Genomic DNA, 16,011 nt, shown 5'->3' with positions numbered 1-16,011 from the left:
TCATATTATAATAGGTTTGATTTGGATAGGTATAAAAAGACAACCATGTGGAGGCAGAGTTCATTGAATAATCAAGAGCTAAGCCGCAAAGTTCCGCGCAGTCCGGTTGGGCTGATGAGCCGGGTGTATAAATTCATACTTCCGGAAGTGCGGATCGAATTGGAGAAGTGGCGCCGGGAGGCTGAGCAAATTCCGGATGAGGAGCTACGAAAGCAGGCACTGGCCAGTATAGATAACAAAAGATTTCACTGCCAGGGCGGAGCGGTGTATGCCGCAGCCAATCTGCCGGAGAAGCATATTCTCATTCCATTGATTGTAGCTTACCAGACAATTAGCGATTATCTCGATAATTTATGTGACCGTAGTACTTCGCTGGATCCAGCGGATTTCAGACAGCTCCATCAGTCGATGTTGGATGCCGTTACGCCTGAGACTGAGCCGGCCGATTATTACGCTCTCCGGACCGAAAGGGAGGATGGAGGTTACCTTCTCCGTCTTGTGCAGAAATGCCGGGATTGTATCGGTCAATTATCAGGATATGAAGCGGCAAAGCCCTACATAAGGGATTTGGCTGGGCTGTATACCGATTTGCAGGTACACAAGCACATCCATCCGGATAAGAGAGAAGCGGCATTGCTTGAATGGTGGTCCCAGCATGCTCATCGGACACCGCATCTGCGGTGGAACGAGTTTGCGGCTGCAACGGGATCAACCTTGGGTGTGTTCATGCTATTCTTGGCTGCAACTGATCCGTTTCTGGATGACGAGGATGCATCGTCCATTCATGCGTCTTATTTTCCGAATGTATGCAGTCTCCACATTATGCTGGATTATCTTATTGATCAAGACGAAGACAGGCTGGGTGGCGATCTGAACTTTTGTAATTATTACGAAGATGCCGATACGATGCTGAACCGTATAGCTTCCATAGTTGAGTGGGCCCGGAAGGATGTCAGAACAATTCCCTCGACCCCTTTTCATCGTATGATCATTGAGGGGTTACTGGCGTTATATTTATCCGATCCAAAAGTCAGCGAGCAGCAGCTGGTTCGCTCCGTATCCAAACGTTTGATGAAGAAGAGTCCGATGACCCGGATCTTTTTCTACGTCAACAGCCGATGGATTCGTAAGCATAAAGCATGAGTGACATTGAAGGAGGAAACGAAACATGGCAGAGGTTAAAAAAATTGCAGTTCTTACAAGTGGTGGCGATTCCCAAGGGATGAACGCAGCGCTTCGCGCCGTTGTACGCAGCGGTATGTATTATGGTCTTGAAGTATATGGGATTCAGCGCGGTTACCAAGGACTTCTCGAGAACGATATTATTAAAATGGATCTTCGCAGCGTAGGGGATATCATCCAGCGTGGAGGCACAATCCTTCGTTCCGCCCGCTGTGAAGAATTCAAGACGGCGGAAGGGCAGCAGAAGGGTGCCGACATTCTGAATCAGCATGGCATCGACGGATTGGTCGTTATCGGAGGGGACGGCTCTTACCATGGGGCGAACAAGCTCAGTAAACTCGGAATCAAAACGATGGGCCTTCCAGGAACGATTGATAACGATATTTCATTTACCGATTATACGATCGGCTTTGATACAGCCGTTAGCGTCGTTGTAGACGCCGTTAATAAACTGCGCGACACAATGTCTTCCCATGCTCGCTCGTCCGTTGTAGAGGTTATGGGACGCCACTGCGGCGACATTGCGCTCCATGCAGGTCTTGCATCAGGCGCAGAGACCATTCTGGTGCCGGAAGTAGAGTATAACCTTGATGAAGTGGCAACCCGCTTGCGCGAGAATTTTGCAAAAGGCAAACGTCACAGTATCATCATTGTAGCGGAAGGCGTTGGACGCGGCGAGGACATCGTATGTGATCTTAAAGAGTGCCATGCCTCAATCGATGCACGAGTAACGGTGCTTGGACATATCCAGCGCGGTGGAGCTCCGACTCCGTTTGACCGCAACCTGGCCAGCCGTCTTGGCGATTTTGCGGTTCGCAGTCTGATTGACGGCCAATCCGATAAAGGATGCGGCATCATCAAGGGCGAGCTGGTCCTCACGGATATTGACAAGGTCGTTAACACGAAGAAAGAATTTAACCGTGAGCTTTACGATTTGGCATTGCGATTGTCCCAATAAATTAGGCCGCTGCCTAATTTTTGATGATAAGCAAAAAGACCGTCTCTCATTGCAGAACGCATTCTGCATGGAGGCGGTCTTTTTTAAGAAGGTACGTCGATAGACGTTTAGGATACGGATCGAGATGAAGCATCTACCTGTCGTGTGTACTTGCGTTGAACTTTGACCAGACGCATAAGCATCAGGGCAGCGCCGACGGCAAGGCCTGTGATTAATCCGATCCAGTAGCCGAAGGCTTCCCAATCGGTGTAGTTGGCGAGCACATATCCTACAGGCAGGCCAATGACCCAGAAAGACAGAAAAGCGAGCATGAAAGCGACATTCACGTCTTTATAGCCTCGCAGCGCCCCTTGAGTCGGCGTGGCGATCGCGTCCGAGATCTGGAAGAAAATCGCGAACAGCAGGAACTGCTGGATCAGCGCCACGACTGCAGGCTCGTTAGAATATAATCCGGCGACCTGTCTGCCGGCCATAAATAGGATGACCGCCGTGATCAGCGATAGGATAACGGCTGTGCTAATGCCAAGTTTAGCGTACTTCCAGGCATCCTTCATGCGTCCAGAGCCGGCCTCGAAGCCAACCAGGATCGTCAAACTCATGCATATGCTTAATGGAAGCATGTACAGTGTCGTAGCGAAATTCAGGGCCGCTTGGTGTGCGGCAATGGTCGCCGTATCAAAGCTGCTCATAAGCAGCGTCACCGCTGCGAAGACGGCGGTCTCGAGGAAGATGGAGAACCCGATCGGCACGCCGATGTTTAACAGGCTTTTCCATGCGCTCAAGGAAACACCTTGAAGCTGCCTGAAGATGCTGAATGAAGAGAAGGGCTGATTTTTATGGATGATTACGATCGCGATGATGAGAACGGTCCAGTATGTAATCGCGGAAGCGATGCCGGCACCTACGCCTCCCATTCTTGGAAAGCCCCAGAATCCATAAATGAAGAGAGCGTTCAAGCCTACGTTTACCGGCAGGGTAATCAGCGTGATCACCATGGAAATTTTAGTTTGCCCAAGGGCATCAATAAAGCTGCGGAGCACGGTATATGCGAACAGCGGGATGATGCCAATCGATATGGCGGCGAGAAACTGGGAAGCAATCCGCCGAACTTCCGGCTCCAGGCCCATGGCTCCGAGAATGCCCGGTACAACCGCATACCCGATCGCAAGTACGACGATGGCGAGTAAGATGGACAGCCAGAGCGCCTGGTTCACTTGGTAAGCGACTTTATTTTCCTGTCGCCCGCCAACGAGCTGCGAAACGATGGGGGTTATCCCCATTAGTATTCCGCTAAGGCCGGTTTGGACCGGGATCCAAATGCTTGTAGCGATTGCTACGCCTGCCAAGTCGGCCGAGCTGAATTTTCCGGACATGTTGGTGTCAAAAAAAGTAATGGCGGACAAGGCTAGCTGCGTAATCAGAATGGGGATCAGAATGATCGCGAATTGCTTCAGCTTTCCCCGTGTTGTTGTGGTCGGTTGCATGTGCGTTTGTGCCTTTCTTATTGTAGTTTTTATGACGCTGTCCCCATATTGTAGGGTCCTGCTATGGCTGGGAACAATAACTGGCTTATTGAGCGGCGAGCCAGAACTCAACCAGCTGTTGAATTGGAGTACGTCAATTTCAAAGATTGGGGGGTGAAACCAGTCCTATCCATCATCATAGCATCTGCTGTCAAGAGAGTTCACCGAACGGTTTGAACGCAGAAAGGGCCGGCCCTGTTGTTGGCCGACCCTTTGCGACTGATAATTGAATTATTTATGAGTGACGCCTTCCGTATAACGGTTGGAAGCATTCCAGAGTAAATACTCATCGACGTTTGTATCTTTGAGGGCTCGAATCTGCTCCTCGATTTCCTTTTTGCCGTACTTGGCATAATTTCCGCTTCCGAGCCAACTCGCAGTAAAGTCCTGAATCCAAGGCCGAATGATCGGTTTTTGATCCCCCAGCTCATCCAGCTTTTTGTGGGTAGCTTCCATGGAGCCTTTGATGGTCTGGTAAGGAGCCTTATCCGGTACAGGAGAGCCGAACCAGCCTGCCGTGTAATGGCTAGGGTAAACCATCGGACTGATGATGTCGACGTTCTTGGAAATTTTGACGAAGTCTTGGCCGATCCCTTCTGCCGCGGGTACCGAAGCAGCATACCCGAAGATGTCAACGGATACGCGTATGCCGAGCGGTGCTAGTTCTTCCCGGGCGTATTGTACAAAGTCGGATACCACGTCCACGCGCGATTGATCCGTCTTGGTATATTTCAGGGAATCGGCGCGTTTCTCGAAGCCCTCCGGAAAACGAACATAATCAAACTGGATTTCCTTGAATCCAAGTTTTGCAGCTTCCTTGGCGATTTCGATGTTGTAATCCCAAACCTCTTTACTGTACGGGTTCACGAAGCTGTCGCCCCCGCCATTGGTCCAGACGCTGCCGTCTCCTTTACGGAAGGAAAGCTCCGGGTTTTTCTTGGCAAGAATCGTGTCCTTGAACACGACAATTCTGGCGATCGGATAAATATCGTGTTTCTCCAGCCGCTTCATCAATTGCTTGATGTCTTTGATAAAAGGCTGAGATTTACCGAGTTCCTTCAGCTTCGGATTCTCGGTTTTATACGTTATGTATCCTTCATCGTCCTTGATGTCAATGACCATGGCATTGAGATCGGTCTTGTCCATAAGATCTACGAGTTGATTCATTCTGGAGCCGCCTGCGCTATAAGCCGTTACATAAATGCCCTTGACTTTAGGCGCTTCAATCTGCGGATCGATCTCTGTTGTGTTTGATTTGATGCCGCTGTGGCCCTGACCTTGGTTGCCCTTTTGGTGCATGCCCTGAATCATAGCGGTATTTAATGAAGCCTGAAGTTTGGCGGTAAGGCTGCTATCTTGCGGACTGGAACCGCCGAAGCCCGCGGACGCTAAGATGAATAAAGCCAAGATGATATTCATAATTACTCTCTCCCTTGTGTACATTCACATCATGATTATAAAGGAACGGATGCCTTCAAAAAGAACAGGATTGTTACAATCGACAATAAATTGGAAACGGGGGTGAGCGTACCTAGATAATTAAACGGGTAAAGGGCGTTTTAAACGCTAAATATCGACATTTCTCGGCGCTGGCCGTGAACAACTTGTGAACATGGGGAGTGACAAGCATCGGAAATAATGAGCATAAGAAGGTGATAGCGTTTACTTACAGCTTTATCTGCATGGTGGGGAAAGACGTGCTTATAGAATTTACATTTCTCCATAAAAAAATGCCGTTATTCACCGGTGAATTTTACCGGTGAATAACGGCACTTGTCGTGCGATATTCACGTGTTGCATTAAAATTAATGAAGCGGCGTTTGATTCTGATGCTCGCAAATGCTGAACTGAATGATTTCAAGAGCATCCTCCTGCTCCAGAATACTCAGCCCGTCCCTTAGAACGATCATGGAATTTAGTTCCTTCTGTCTAAAGAACGGTATCATTTCCGGGAACCACTTCATGACGATTTGTGACAATTTTACCGTTTCCATTTCCATAAAAATCACCCTTTCCTTCCAAATTGGTTAGGCAGGACGTTCTTTTGTAAAACGGAAAAACAATTAAAATTGGGCCAAAGCGATGCCCGGGAAACAGATCTCATGAATATTGTAGGAACCGCGCACAAATATTATACCACATATTTACCAACCCCTCACAGGTGGTAAATATTTAGTTCTTGCGGAATTGACCCATGACAGCCGTAGTTTCCACGATATTAACAAAGGCCAGGGGGTCTGTTTCTGTAATAATTTGTTTTAGCTCAGCCAGCTCATATCGCGTCGTGACGGTCATAAGCATATCCTTTTCTTTATGACTGAAGGCTCCCTCGGTTTTGATCTTGGTTATGCCGCGGGGGCGCTTGAGCAGTTTCTCCAGCAGGGCTTCCGTCTGGTTCGTGACAATAAAGACGGTAACCTTGATATGACTGACGTGGAGCATATCCACCATTTTTCCGGCAACATAGATGGAAGCCATCGAGGCGAGGGCCAGATTCCAGTCGTCTTCCAAATAAGCAACCGCCATAATGACGATGGCGTTCAGCGTCACGAGTACACTTCCAACGGGGAAGTCCCGATATTTCGTAACGAGGGAGCCGATGATATCAAAGCCCCCGGTAGAACCACCAACCCGAAAGGAGAGGCCGGTGCCGAATCCGACAAGCACGCCGCCGAAAACGGAGGAGAGCAGCATATCGGTTGCAACCGGAGTAACTGGAATGAGCTCAAGGAACAGGGTAGTAACAATAACCGAGATCACGCTGAGACCAACGAATCTTTTGCCAAGCTTGAACCAACCGGTTATAAGAATCGGGATATTAAGCACAAAATACATGATGCTGATATTTAGCGGCGTGAAATAGCCGATAATCAGAGCCACGCCGGAAACGCCACCGCTAAGCAGATGATGGGGAATCAGAAATAAATTAAATCCGCCGGCGATAATGATGCCGCCGAATACGATCGCGAAATAGGTCCATAGACGCTTCAACATAGGAATCACCTCCCGGTTATTATGACTTCTTTAAGCTTGCTGGTATTCCAGAAATGTTTTGTGATATAATGTATTGGATATTCTTGAGTAGTCCGTTACATTGATAACTTTGCAAGCTTATCAGGATGATTATACATTATCCAGTCAACATACTGGTGATAAGAGAAATATACCGGTTCACCTCGTGCAGAAAATCCTGCTGGCCGGGAAAGCCTATAAACGTTACCACTACTTAAGAATACAGAGAAGAAAGTGGAAGTCCACAGATAGAAGGAGTATGAACCTATTGAAAAATTTCGCAGATTTTGGCTTGGAGCCGCGCGTGCTGCAAGCAATTACTGAACTTGGCTTTGAGGAAGCCACACCGATCCAATCCCAATCGATTCCGATTGCTCTTACCGGCAAGGATATGATTGGACAAGCACAGACGGGTACGGGTAAGACAGCAGCATTCGGCCTTCCTCTTATTCACAAGATCGCCAAGGAAGAGGAGCGTATCGTCGCTCTCATCATGACACCAACCCGTGAACTTGCCATCCAGGTTGCTGAAGAAATCGGTAAACTGTCCCGTTTTAAAGGAATTCGTTCCTTGGCTATTTATGGCGGACAGGATATCGGGCGTCAGATCCGCGCTTTGAAAAAGAAGCCTCAAATCATTATCGGCACACCAGGTCGACTACTTGACCACATCAACAGAAAAACCATCCGACTTGATGATGTCCAAACGGTTGTATTGGATGAAGCGGATGAAATGCTGGACATGGGCTTCATGGAAGATATTCAGTCGATCCTTAAGCTTGTTCCTGAAGAACGTCAAACCTTGCTGTTCTCCGCAACTATGCCGGCTAACATTCAGAAGTTGGCATCCCAGTTCCTTAAAGAACCTGAGCATGTATCCGTTATTCCTAAGCACGTTAGTGCACCTCTGATTGACCAAGCATATATCGAAGTTCCTGAACGTCAAAAATTCGAAGCCTTGAGCCGCCTTCTGGATATGGAATCGCCTGAGCTTGCGATTGTATTCGGACGTACCAAGCGCCGGGTAGACGAACTGGCAGAAGCTCTGCAAAAACGCGGCTACTCTGCAGACGGTCTCCATGGTGACCTGTCCCAACACCAACGTGATACCGTTATGCGTAAATTCCGTGACGGCAGCATTGATGTTCTCGTAGCGACAGATGTGGCTGCACGTGGTCTCGACGTATCGGGCGTTACCCATGTTGTGAACTTTGACTTGCCGCAAGATCCGGAAAGTTATGTACACCGTATCGGACGTACAGGCCGTGCGGGTAAAGAAGGTACAGCTTGGTCCTTCGTAACTCCTCGTGAGATGGATCATCTGTACTTCATCGAGCGTGTGACTCGTCACCGTATTCCACGTAAACCTTTGCCTACGATCGCTGAAGCGATTGAAGGTAAACAACGGATCATCGCTGAGCGTGTGCTTGAAATCATTGAGCAAGGCGAATTGACCGAGTATAAAGGTCTTGCCATTCAATTGCTGGAGCAGTACGATTCCGTACAATTGCTGGCAGCTGCAATGAAAATCCTGACGGGCGACAAGAAGGAAGGCTCCGATATTCACTTGACTCCGGAAGATCCGATCCGCGCAAAGCGCCGGAAGCCGGATATTCGAAGTGGCCGCAAGCCAAGCGGAGGCTATGGCGGACGCAGCAACAGCGGTGGCGGCGGCTATCGTCGTGATGGCGGAAGCGGCAGCGGTAGCGGTGGTAACCGTGGCGGCTACTCCAAAGGCGGATACAATCGTGATGGCGGCGGCAGCAGTTATGGCAACCGCGATGGCGGTGGCTACAACCGTGACCGCAACAATAGCGGTGACCGTAAACCGCGTTCCTACAGCGGCGGCGAACGTCGTCCTAACCGGAGCGGAGACGAATAGTATTTACGGTTAACTTTATCTGACTGAAGTAACCGAGCACAAAAGACGAAGCAGTTGCCCACGCTAAGTGAAGCCCGCTTCGTCTTTTGTTTATGTTTAAAGGGGATGCACCCAGGGTGCATCCCCTTTAAACTTGCAGTTTTAGATCAATAACAGCTGATCTGTTTCACTGAATGATTCAAGGAGTCATTAGATATAGAATGTGCTGAGAATAATTACAAGGAGAATGAACAGAACCAAGACAATACCGACATTTGATCCGTAGCCGTACCCGCCGCCACCTTCACAAGACATACATAATCCCTCCTCTTTTAATTTGGAAATTCAAGCTTGTTGAACGGATTACGAGATATCGTATGGAAAAACGATGGCGCTGGATTGGACATTCACCCAGGTGCGTATAAATTAGGCTCTGGCAATGCATGTACAAAATAAGGTATATTAATAGATACATGCATGATTTGAGTGAGGAGGAAACGGATTTGGAAATGAAAGGAGCCATGGGTGGCTTATACAAGCTCACCGAGTGGATTACCCGTATTGCTTTTTCGAACATCTTGTGGGTTATTTGTACATCGCCTTTCCTGTTTATTGTTCTAACTAAATTCCTGATGGCCGTTCAGACACCGGATGCGCATAATGAGCAGCTGCTGTCCAACTGGGTTCTCGGAATATTATCACCGTTTGTTCTGTTTCCGGCTACGGCGGCTTTATTTACCGTTGTACGTAAGTGGGTCATGGGCAATCCGGATGTGTCCGTATTCAAAACGTTCTTTAAGGGTTATAAGGAAAATTACAAGCAGAGCATGATCGGCGGCATTTTTTATACGCTGCTGTTCGTGATTATGTATGTGGATTACACGGTTTATATGACGCAGCTTGATGGTTTCCAGCTTGTCGGCATTGTGATGCTCGTGCTGCTTATCGTGCTGTTTGTTTCCCTGTTTAATTTCTTCTCCATGACTGTCCATTATGAGATGAAAACGATACAGCTGTTGAAAAATGCCGTACTGCTGACATTGATTCGCCCGTTCCGGGTATTTTCGACGTTGATCGGAAGCGCTGTCTTGGCATATATCGGCACGCAGATGCCGGTGCTGTTCGTGTTCTTCCTGTTCTGCCTGATGGCATTGTTCGCGTTCTTTAACTTCTATGCTACCTTTACCAAAATGCAGGAACAGCAGGAGAAGATGAAGAAAGCCGAGGAAGAGGAGTCTGAAACCGAACAAGCTCTTCTGGAAAGCATGGATGCTGCCCAAAAGGGAGATAATGGATCGAAACCTTAATATGCGAGGTTTACTTTTCCGGCAAAACCCCCTATAATAAGACTACATCCTGCGATGTTCGTTTCGGTTTTCCGTTGTTTTGAACCAATGACGATGTCTAGGGAGATCTATACGTAATCGTGGCTGAAATGCCCTGTCTATATGACAAGGGGAATTCATAAGCGGTTCTGCGGTCACCCACCTGCTAATGCAGGTTCGAAGACAATGTTTACCGGACGGCATAGGCGGGTTTCGTTAAACCAATGAATGGGCACCTCTTTCATTTCGAATTTGAAGTGAAAGAGGTGCCTTTTTGCTATATATAAAGGTTTGCTGAAAGCATAAACAATGTTAAACTAGAGTATGGATGGAACGGTCATTTATAAAGGAGGAACGGTCTTTGTCATTAAAACGAGTTCTAATTGGTATCGTGCGCAGCTATGACGGCACAAGCGACCGTGCTAAAGATCCCAAGCTGAAGACGCGTTATTACAATCTTTCAAAAGAAAAGTGTTTTGAAGAGGTTTCCTCGACACTAAAAAAAATTCCGGGTTACAAAGTTCTGCATGAGGTTAAATCCGTGGGAGAAATTACGCTCGAGAAAAGAACCTCGTTTGGACGTACACTGGACATTACCGTATCCGTGCTTGGCATCAGTCCGGTTCGCAGCGCAGTTGATATGTATTCGGCGTCCCGCGGTTCTCTAGGGGATCTGGGAGCGAACTATCGGGTTATCTTGAACCTGTACGCTGTTCTGGATAAGAAACTGAGCAAGTATAAAGTGGATGCTTAGTAGAATAAGAAAAAGCGGGAGAGCTGCTCTCCCGCTTTTTAAAAGTGTGCAGTGTATGTAGCCTTTGGCGTGTTACCGCAAAGATTTTACTGCATCGATCGCGGCTTCGTAATCCGGGTGCTCCGTCATCTCACCAAGGTATTCTACATAGGTGATGGTATCGTTAGTATCCACGACGAAGATCGAACGCATGTCGAGCTGGAATTCCTTGATGAGCACGCCATACGCTTCACCGAAAGAACGCGATTTATAGTCGGACAGCGTAATGACCCGGTCAACGCCTGCAGCTCCGCACCAGCGAGCTTGGGCGAACGGAAGGTCGGCACTGATCGTAAGGATCACCACATCATCGCCTAGACCGGCGGCTTCTTCATTGAAACGGCGAGTCTGTGCGTCGCATACCCCGGTGTCGAGGGAAGGAACGACACTGATTAGCTTGATTTTACCAGCATAATCCTTAAGAGATGCGTCTTCGAGCAGGTTTTTGCTCACTGTAAAATCCGGCGCGGCATCACCAGCCTTGAGCTGTGGTCCGATGAGTGTAATAGGATTGCCTTTGAAAGTGGCAGCTCCTGAACGTTCTTGAGCCATGAGAAATCTCCTCCTTGGATATCAAAGTTTGGTGATCAGGTTCATGGTACATTATAATCTTTTTAAAAAGGGAATGTCCACTAAGGGGCATCCCTGGCCTGATTTAGGATGAGGAGGATGCTATGATATTCGTACGTTATGAAAATTGGAAAAGTTATTTGCGTTATTATCCCGTTACATCGCTGCTGCTCGTGATCAACCTGGTGATGTTCGTCCTGACGTCGATTGACGGCGGATCGAGAAATCCATTGACCCTGATGAAATACGGGGCTTTATCGGATTTGCCGCAGTTTGTTGATGAAGCTTGGCGATATTTTGCCGCGATGTTTCTCCATAATGGATTTGATCATTTGTTGTTTAATAGCTTTGCACTACTGGTGTTTGTTCCCCCGCTGGAGAGAATCATGGGGAGTTGGAAATTTGCGATCCTGTATTTGCTCAGTGGTCTGCTCGGCAATATCATCGGATTGGCATATTATGAGCGCATGGAGGGTTACCACTTTCTTGTCGGCGCTTCTGGAGCCATATACGGTGCATATGGCGCTTATCTGTATATTGCCCTGTTCCAGCGGCATGTCATGGATGAGTCGTCCCGCAAGACGCTGTTCACCCTGCTTATTTTGGGGATTCTGTTCTCGTTTACCCCAGGGGTCAGCCTTGTAGCACATGTCGGCGGATTGGTAGGCGGATTTTTCCTCTACGGTCTCATGATTCGATTATTTAAACGTCGAACATAATCGGACCTTAGAGGGGTCTGTTATAATAGAATTGGATGATTTGATAAAGTCTTCAAGTCTTCTAGGGAATAAGAATGGAGCGATAAAAGGCGTGGAATTACGACAGTTGCAATACTTTGTAAAGGTTGCGCAAAAGGAACACGTTACCCAAGCGGCAGAAGAACTTCATGTGGCTCAGTCAGCCGTCAGCCGTCAAATACATCAGTTGGAAGAAGAGCTTGGTGTTAATTTGTTCATGCAAAAAGGCCGGAATCTGCAGTTAACCCCGGTAGGTCAGCTTTTTTGCAAACGGGTGGAGAGCATTATGAAGGACTTGGACCGTGCGGTCGTCGAGATACATGAATTTCTGGACCCGGAGCAGGGGGAGATCCGCATCGGATTCCCGCACAGCCTGGGCATCCATTTGATTCCGTCCATTGTGGCTGAATTCCGGAAGAAATACCCGAACGTGAAGTTCCGGTTCAAGCAGGGGATGTTCCCGACTTTGATCCGGGACGTGGTTGGGGCTGAAGTGGATTTGGCATTTGTGTCGCCGTTTCCGGATCGTCATGATCAAGTGGACGGAGATATCGTCTTGACAGAGGAGTTGTTTGCGATCCTGCCGCCGAATCACCCGCTTGCGGGGGAGCAGTCCATCAAGCTGGAGCAGTTGAAAGAGGAGCGCTTTGTGCTGTTCAGCAAAGGCTACTCCTTGCGTCCGATTGTGTGGCATGCCTGCCTGGAAGCCGGGTTCACGCCGAAAATTGCTTTTGAAGGCGAGGAAACGGATACGATCCGCGGGCTGGTTGCAGCCGGTATGGGGGTCAGCTTGCTTCCTGAAATGGCGCTATTCCAGACGAATCCGCTGCAGCCGGCACGCGTCCGGATCTCGGAGCCGAAGGTAACGCGTTCCATCGGTCTGATTCACCGCGCGGACGAGAAGTTGCCACCGGTTGCGCAAGCCTTCCGTGCGTTTTTGCTTCAATATTTTGGTATTGATCCGTCACCGAAAAAGGAAGGGAAAGCGGATTCCACAACAACTCCCTAACCTGGCTTCATTCATCGAGAATAACCTAATACAAAAAGAGGGCTTTCCTTCTCCGCCAAACCATGGTAGAGAGGAAAGCCCTTTGTTGTTACGCTTTATTAAATTATTCCCGATTGCTTGTAAAGATCATGATATAACGGATCAGCTCAAGCAGAGAGATCAAGGCGGCAGCGACATAGGTCAGAGCTGCGGCGTTCAATACTTTAGCCACTCCGCGCTCTTCGTCATTGGCGATATAGCCTTCTTGAACCATCAGCTGACGGGCACGGTTACTTGCGTTAAACTCGACCGGCAGGGTGACAAGCTGGAAGGCAACGGCGCAAGAGAAGAAGAGAATGCCGAGACCGACCAGATTCATGGCTTGGAACAGGAATCCCGCAATCAAGAGAAACGGAGCGATACCCGATGCGAAATTTACGACCGGGAACATCTTGTGCCGGGCGACAAGCATCGGATAGTGTTCCGCATGCTGGATCGCATGGCCGACCTCGTGACAAGCAACAGAGACAGCCGAGATGGAACGTTCATAATAAACGGGCTCGGACAAACGCACAACGCGCTTAGTCGGATCATAGTGATCGGAGAGTGTGCCTGGCACCGGTTCAATCGGAACATCGTGGAGACCGCTCGCATCCAGCATGTGCCGGGCAGCATCGTATCCGGTCATGCCTGTGCTGTTCTCAACCTTGGCCCATTTATTAAATGTGCCTTTGACCCGGAACTGAGCCCAGAGCGAGAATATAAAAGCGATAATAATGAGAATAAACATCCAGTCAGAATACATATATCATACCCCCATACAAAGTTGTCGTTTGGTTCTTCACCATTACATCGAAGTGAACTGGTTCAACAAAATTTGAATCGACTCGATACAGGCAGCTCCTTTAGGAAGGATGTTAGCAAGTACTTCCCGGGCTTGACTTGGTTTTAATTCACGCAGAAGCGGGTTGAGTTCCTTCACATCCCGTTCCAGCTGTCTCATCTGTATTTCGAGCTTGGTTAGCTTCTCCGTCATTTCGGAATCATCGGGTACCGACTTCCAGCGATCCAGTCTCTCCTTAATCTCATCGAGAGTATATTTCTCTTGCTTTAACTGATTAATACGTTCGAGAGTGCTTAAGGTTTCAGAACTGTACAACCGGTAATTTTTTAACGTCCGTTTCTCAGGGGAGATTAAACCCAGCTTCGTATAATAGTCAATGGTTCTTTCGCTGATTCCAGCAACCTTGGCCAGCTCACCGATCCGGAAAAGGTTTCCTCTCGTGATCCCCATCATTCATCACCTCACAAGCTTTCATTGAATTGGACATTAATGAATGCATTTATATTTTCATTTTAATAGAAATATGATACATGATCATGAACCATACAGTCAAACGTCATAGTTGTGACAAAAAAACATGGATGTTTAGTCGTCTTTTTTAACTCTACATGATGTTAGACGATTTGCACTGAATGCACTTAATGTTAGATTATATTACACAAATGGTGTTTATCATGAAAAAAATCGTTGCAGATATTCATTCGCCCCCCTATAATGACAATATGAATTCAAGTTGATGTTATATTAGTTAACATTAAGGGGAGTGTAAAACATGAACAAAAGATGGCTAGGTTTAATGGCGGGAGCAATCGCATTGCTTGCATTCCCGGCGAGCGCGTTCGCCGCTGATGGAGGAGCCACAAATGTTGAATTAACGGCTGGTTTGAACTCCGTGTTCGTATTCTTGGCAGCATTGCTCGTATTCTTCATGCAAGCAGGGTTCGCACTGCTGGAAGCCGGATCGGTTCGTATGAAGAATGCAGGCCACGTTGCCGGTAAAACATTCCTGACCTTCGGCATTTCGATCGTGGCCTTCTGGGCGCTAGGATTTGGCCTGGCATTCGGTAACGGGAACAGCTTTTTCGGATTTGAAGGTTTTTTCTTAAGCGGTGACAATGCATCAGGCTCATTTGATTCCTTGTCCGCTTACGATGTGCCAACGACCATTATGTTTCTGTTCCATTTATCCTTTGCAGCCGTCTCCTTGGCTATCGCTTGCGGCGGTATGGCCGAACGTGCGAAGCTTAGCGTTTATATCGTGTTCGGATTGCTGTTCACCATCGTGATTTACCCGATTGTTGCTCACTGGGTGTGGGGCGGCGGATGGCTTGGGGCTCTGGGTATGCAGGACTTTGCCGGATCGACGGTCGTTCACTTGACAGGTGCTACAGCGGCGCTGGTGGCTACCGTTCTTCTGAAACCCCGACTTGGCAAATATAATAAGGACGGGAAGCCTAACAGCATCCCAGGTCACAACCAGGTATTATCGGTACTCGGCGTGTTCATCATCTGGATTGGTTGGTTCGGATTTAATCCGGGGAGCACCATCTCCGCACTCACGGACGGCTTCTTCGGGTTTGTGGCTTTAAATACGAATATCGCAGCAGCGGCAGGTGCGCTTGCAGCGTTGCTGATCTCTTGGGCGGTTCGGGGCAAAGCGGATATACCCAGCATGCTAAACGGTATCCTCGCTGCATTTGTTGCCATCACAGGGGCTTGCGCATTCGTGGAACCTTGGGCGGCTGTTGTTATCGGTGCAGTAGCTGGTACGATTACCTTCTTTACGGCTCAGTGGTTTGACCGCAAAGGCATTGATGATCCTGTATATGCATTCTCCGTACATGGTATTGCCGGTATGTGGGGTGCCGTATCCACCGGTTTGTTCGCAGCACCTAGACTTGTTGAAATTACAGGCGTAGGCAAAGAAGGTTTGTTCTACGGCGGGGGCTTCGGTCAGCTTGGCGTTCAGCTTCTGGGTCTGATCGGAACGTTTGCATTCGTTCTCGTGATCTCTTTCATCATTCTGTATATCATGAAAGTCACGATGGGTATTCGCGTAACGGAGGAAGAAGAATTGATGGGCCTTGATATCAGTGAACACGGAACTTACGGATATCCGGAGCAAATGAAACTTCTGGCGGAATCGGAAGGGAACTCCCCTGAGTTTCGTTCCGGAGGCAAAGCGTTACCTGGAAGCGACACCGCATTATAAATAATA

16 protein-coding genes and 1 other RNA gene are annotated in these 16,011 nt (G+C 48.3%); 9 read left to right on the top strand and 8 right to left on the bottom strand.

What is annotated here, in order from left to right; all coding sequences use genetic code 11:
• Window positions 1–63: 63 nt before the first annotated feature.
• Together MKY48_RS24065 and pfkA are read left to right on the top strand one after the other, a co-directional pair.
• On the top strand, window positions 64–1,143 hold the full coding sequence (locus MKY48_RS24065) for a tetraprenyl-beta-curcumene synthase family protein (RefSeq protein ID WP_076325726.1): 1,080 nt from the start codon (window positions 64–66) through the stop codon (window positions 1,141–1,143).
• A gap of 25 nt (window positions 1,144–1,168) precedes the next feature.
• Window positions 1,169–2,140 carry a 6-phosphofructokinase gene (gene pfkA / locus MKY48_RS24060; protein WP_076325727.1) on the top strand — a complete coding sequence of 324 codons (972 nt, stop codon included), beginning with the start codon at window positions 1,169–1,171 and terminating at the stop codon, window positions 2,138–2,140.
• Between the two features lie 107 nt (window positions 2,141–2,247).
• On the opposite strand, the gene MKY48_RS24055 is transcribed toward pfkA, so the two are convergent.
• From MKY48_RS24055 to MKY48_RS24040, 4 genes are all read right to left on the bottom strand, one after another.
• Window positions 2,248–3,624 carry an MATE family efflux transporter gene (locus MKY48_RS24055; protein WP_339291286.1) on the bottom strand — a complete coding sequence of 459 codons (1,377 nt, stop codon included), beginning with the start codon at window positions 3,622–3,624 and terminating at the stop codon, window positions 2,248–2,250.
• Window positions 3,625–3,894: 270 nt separating this feature from the next.
• Window positions 3,895–5,082 carry a putative glycoside hydrolase gene (locus tag MKY48_RS24050; RefSeq protein ID WP_339291285.1) on the bottom strand — a complete coding sequence of 396 codons (1,188 nt, stop codon included), beginning with the start codon at window positions 5,080–5,082 and terminating at the stop codon, window positions 3,895–3,897.
• Window positions 5,083–5,468: 386 nt separating this feature from the next.
• Window positions 5,469–5,663: a hypothetical protein gene (locus MKY48_RS24045; RefSeq protein WP_076325730.1), complete on the bottom strand. Its 195-nt coding sequence runs from the start codon at window positions 5,661–5,663 to the stop codon at window positions 5,469–5,471.
• Between the two features lie 172 nt (window positions 5,664–5,835).
• Window positions 5,836–6,657, bottom strand: a complete 822-nt coding sequence (locus MKY48_RS24040; protein ID WP_213643867.1) for a YitT family protein — start codon at window positions 6,655–6,657, stop codon at window positions 5,836–5,838.
• Window positions 6,658–6,943: 286 nt separating this feature from the next.
• Between MKY48_RS24040 and MKY48_RS24035 the strand changes: the two genes are divergently transcribed.
• Entirely contained in the window at window positions 6,944–8,557 is a 1,614-nt protein-coding gene (locus tag MKY48_RS24035; RefSeq protein WP_339291282.1) for a DEAD/DEAH box helicase, read from the top strand.
• A 189-nt stretch (window positions 8,558–8,746) separates the two neighbouring features.
• On the opposite strand, the gene MKY48_RS24030 is transcribed toward MKY48_RS24035, so the two are convergent.
• A complete protein-coding gene (locus tag MKY48_RS24030; RefSeq protein ID WP_207383580.1) occupies window positions 8,747–8,851 on the bottom strand; it encodes a YjcZ family sporulation protein in 105 nt (34 codons plus the stop codon).
• Window positions 8,852–9,039: 188 nt separating this feature from the next.
• On the opposite strand from MKY48_RS24030, the gene MKY48_RS24025 reads away from it, so the two are divergent.
• The 3 genes from MKY48_RS24025 to MKY48_RS24015 all read left to right on the top strand — a co-directional run bounded on the left by MKY48_RS24025 (window position 9,040) and on the right by MKY48_RS24015 (window position 10,615).
• Window positions 9,040–9,843, top strand: coding sequence for a DUF624 domain-containing protein (locus MKY48_RS24025; protein WP_339266826.1), 804 nt, complete (start codon window positions 9,040–9,042; stop codon window positions 9,841–9,843).
• Window positions 9,844–9,886: 43 nt separating this feature from the next.
• A non-coding RNA gene (gene ssrS / locus MKY48_RS24020) (6S RNA) lies at window positions 9,887–10,078 on the top strand.
• A gap of 144 nt (window positions 10,079–10,222) precedes the next feature.
• A complete protein-coding gene (locus MKY48_RS24015; protein ID WP_006211699.1) occupies window positions 10,223–10,615 on the top strand; it encodes a DUF1499 domain-containing protein in 393 nt (130 codons plus the stop codon).
• A gap of 72 nt (window positions 10,616–10,687) precedes the next feature.
• On the opposite strand, the gene tpx is transcribed toward MKY48_RS24015, so the two are convergent.
• On the bottom strand, window positions 10,688–11,206 hold the full coding sequence (tpx, locus tag MKY48_RS24010) for a thiol peroxidase (protein WP_339291278.1): 519 nt from the start codon (window positions 11,204–11,206) through the stop codon (window positions 10,688–10,690).
• Window positions 11,207–11,328: 122 nt separating this feature from the next.
• Here tpx and MKY48_RS24005 point away from each other — a divergent pair, with 122 nt between their 5' ends.
• Both MKY48_RS24005 and MKY48_RS24000 read left to right on the top strand, forming a co-directional pair.
• Window positions 11,329–11,943: a rhomboid family intramembrane serine protease gene (locus tag MKY48_RS24005; protein WP_339291276.1), complete on the top strand. Its 615-nt coding sequence runs from the start codon at window positions 11,329–11,331 to the stop codon at window positions 11,941–11,943.
• Window positions 11,944–12,034: 91 nt separating this feature from the next.
• A complete protein-coding gene (locus MKY48_RS24000; RefSeq protein ID WP_076325736.1) occupies window positions 12,035–12,970 on the top strand; it encodes a LysR family transcriptional regulator in 936 nt (311 codons plus the stop codon).
• A gap of 103 nt (window positions 12,971–13,073) precedes the next feature.
• Here MKY48_RS24000 and MKY48_RS23995 read toward each other — a convergent pair whose 3' ends face one another.
• Both MKY48_RS23995 and MKY48_RS23990 read right to left on the bottom strand, forming a co-directional pair.
• Entirely contained in the window at window positions 13,074–13,754 is a 681-nt protein-coding gene (locus MKY48_RS23995) for a zinc metallopeptidase (RefSeq protein ID WP_076325737.1), read from the bottom strand.
• 42 nt (window positions 13,755–13,796) lie between these two features.
• Window positions 13,797–14,246: a MerR family transcriptional regulator gene (locus MKY48_RS23990; RefSeq protein WP_076325738.1), complete on the bottom strand. Its 450-nt coding sequence runs from the start codon at window positions 14,244–14,246 to the stop codon at window positions 13,797–13,799.
• Window positions 14,247–14,565: 319 nt separating this feature from the next.
• On the opposite strand from MKY48_RS23990, the gene MKY48_RS23985 reads away from it, so the two are divergent.
• Complete coding sequence (locus MKY48_RS23985) at window positions 14,566–16,005, top strand: ammonium transporter (RefSeq protein ID WP_339291273.1); 1,440 nt, start codon at window positions 14,566–14,568, stop codon at window positions 16,003–16,005.
• Window positions 16,006–16,011: the final 6 nt, after the last annotated feature.

Source organism: Paenibacillus sp. FSL W8-0187 (genome assembly GCF_037969755.1).
GTDB lineage: Bacteria > Bacillota > Bacilli > Paenibacillales > Paenibacillaceae > Paenibacillus_AQ.
The sequence above is the reverse complement of the archived record's forward strand: the minus strand, read 5'-3'. Positions and strand labels throughout refer to the sequence as shown.

Coding starts and splice junctions, on each gene's coding strand:
- pfkA (WP_076325727.1), top strand. CDS start 1,169: ATGGCAGAGGTTAAAAAAATTGCAGTTCTTACAAGTGGTGGCGATTCC.
- MKY48_RS24055 (WP_339291286.1), bottom strand. CDS start 3,624: ATGCAACCGACCACAACAACACGGGGAAAGCTGAAGCAATTCGCGATC.
- MKY48_RS24050 (WP_339291285.1), bottom strand. CDS start 5,082: ATGAATATCATCTTGGCTTTATTCATCTTAGCGTCCGCGGGCTTCGGC.
- MKY48_RS24045 (WP_076325730.1), bottom strand. CDS start 5,663: ATGGAAATGGAAACGGTAAAATTGTCACAAATCGTCATGAAGTGGTTC.
- MKY48_RS24040 (WP_213643867.1), bottom strand. CDS start 6,657: ATGTTGAAGCGTCTATGGACCTATTTCGCGATCGTATTCGGCGGCATC.
- MKY48_RS24030 (WP_207383580.1), bottom strand. CDS start 8,851: ATGTCTTGTGAAGGTGGCGGCGGGTACGGCTACGGATCAAATGTCGGT.
- tpx (WP_339291278.1), bottom strand. CDS start 11,206: ATGGCTCAAGAACGTTCAGGAGCTGCCACTTTCAAAGGCAATCCTATT.
- MKY48_RS24005 (WP_339291276.1), top strand. CDS start 11,329: ATGATATTCGTACGTTATGAAAATTGGAAAAGTTATTTGCGTTATTAT.
- MKY48_RS23995 (WP_076325737.1), bottom strand. CDS start 13,754: ATGTATTCTGACTGGATGTTTATTCTCATTATTATCGCTTTTATATTC.
- MKY48_RS23990 (WP_076325738.1), bottom strand. CDS start 14,246: ATGATGGGGATCACGAGAGGAAACCTTTTCCGGATCGGTGAGCTGGCC.
- MKY48_RS23985 (WP_339291273.1), top strand. CDS start 14,566: ATGAACAAAAGATGGCTAGGTTTAATGGCGGGAGCAATCGCATTGCTT.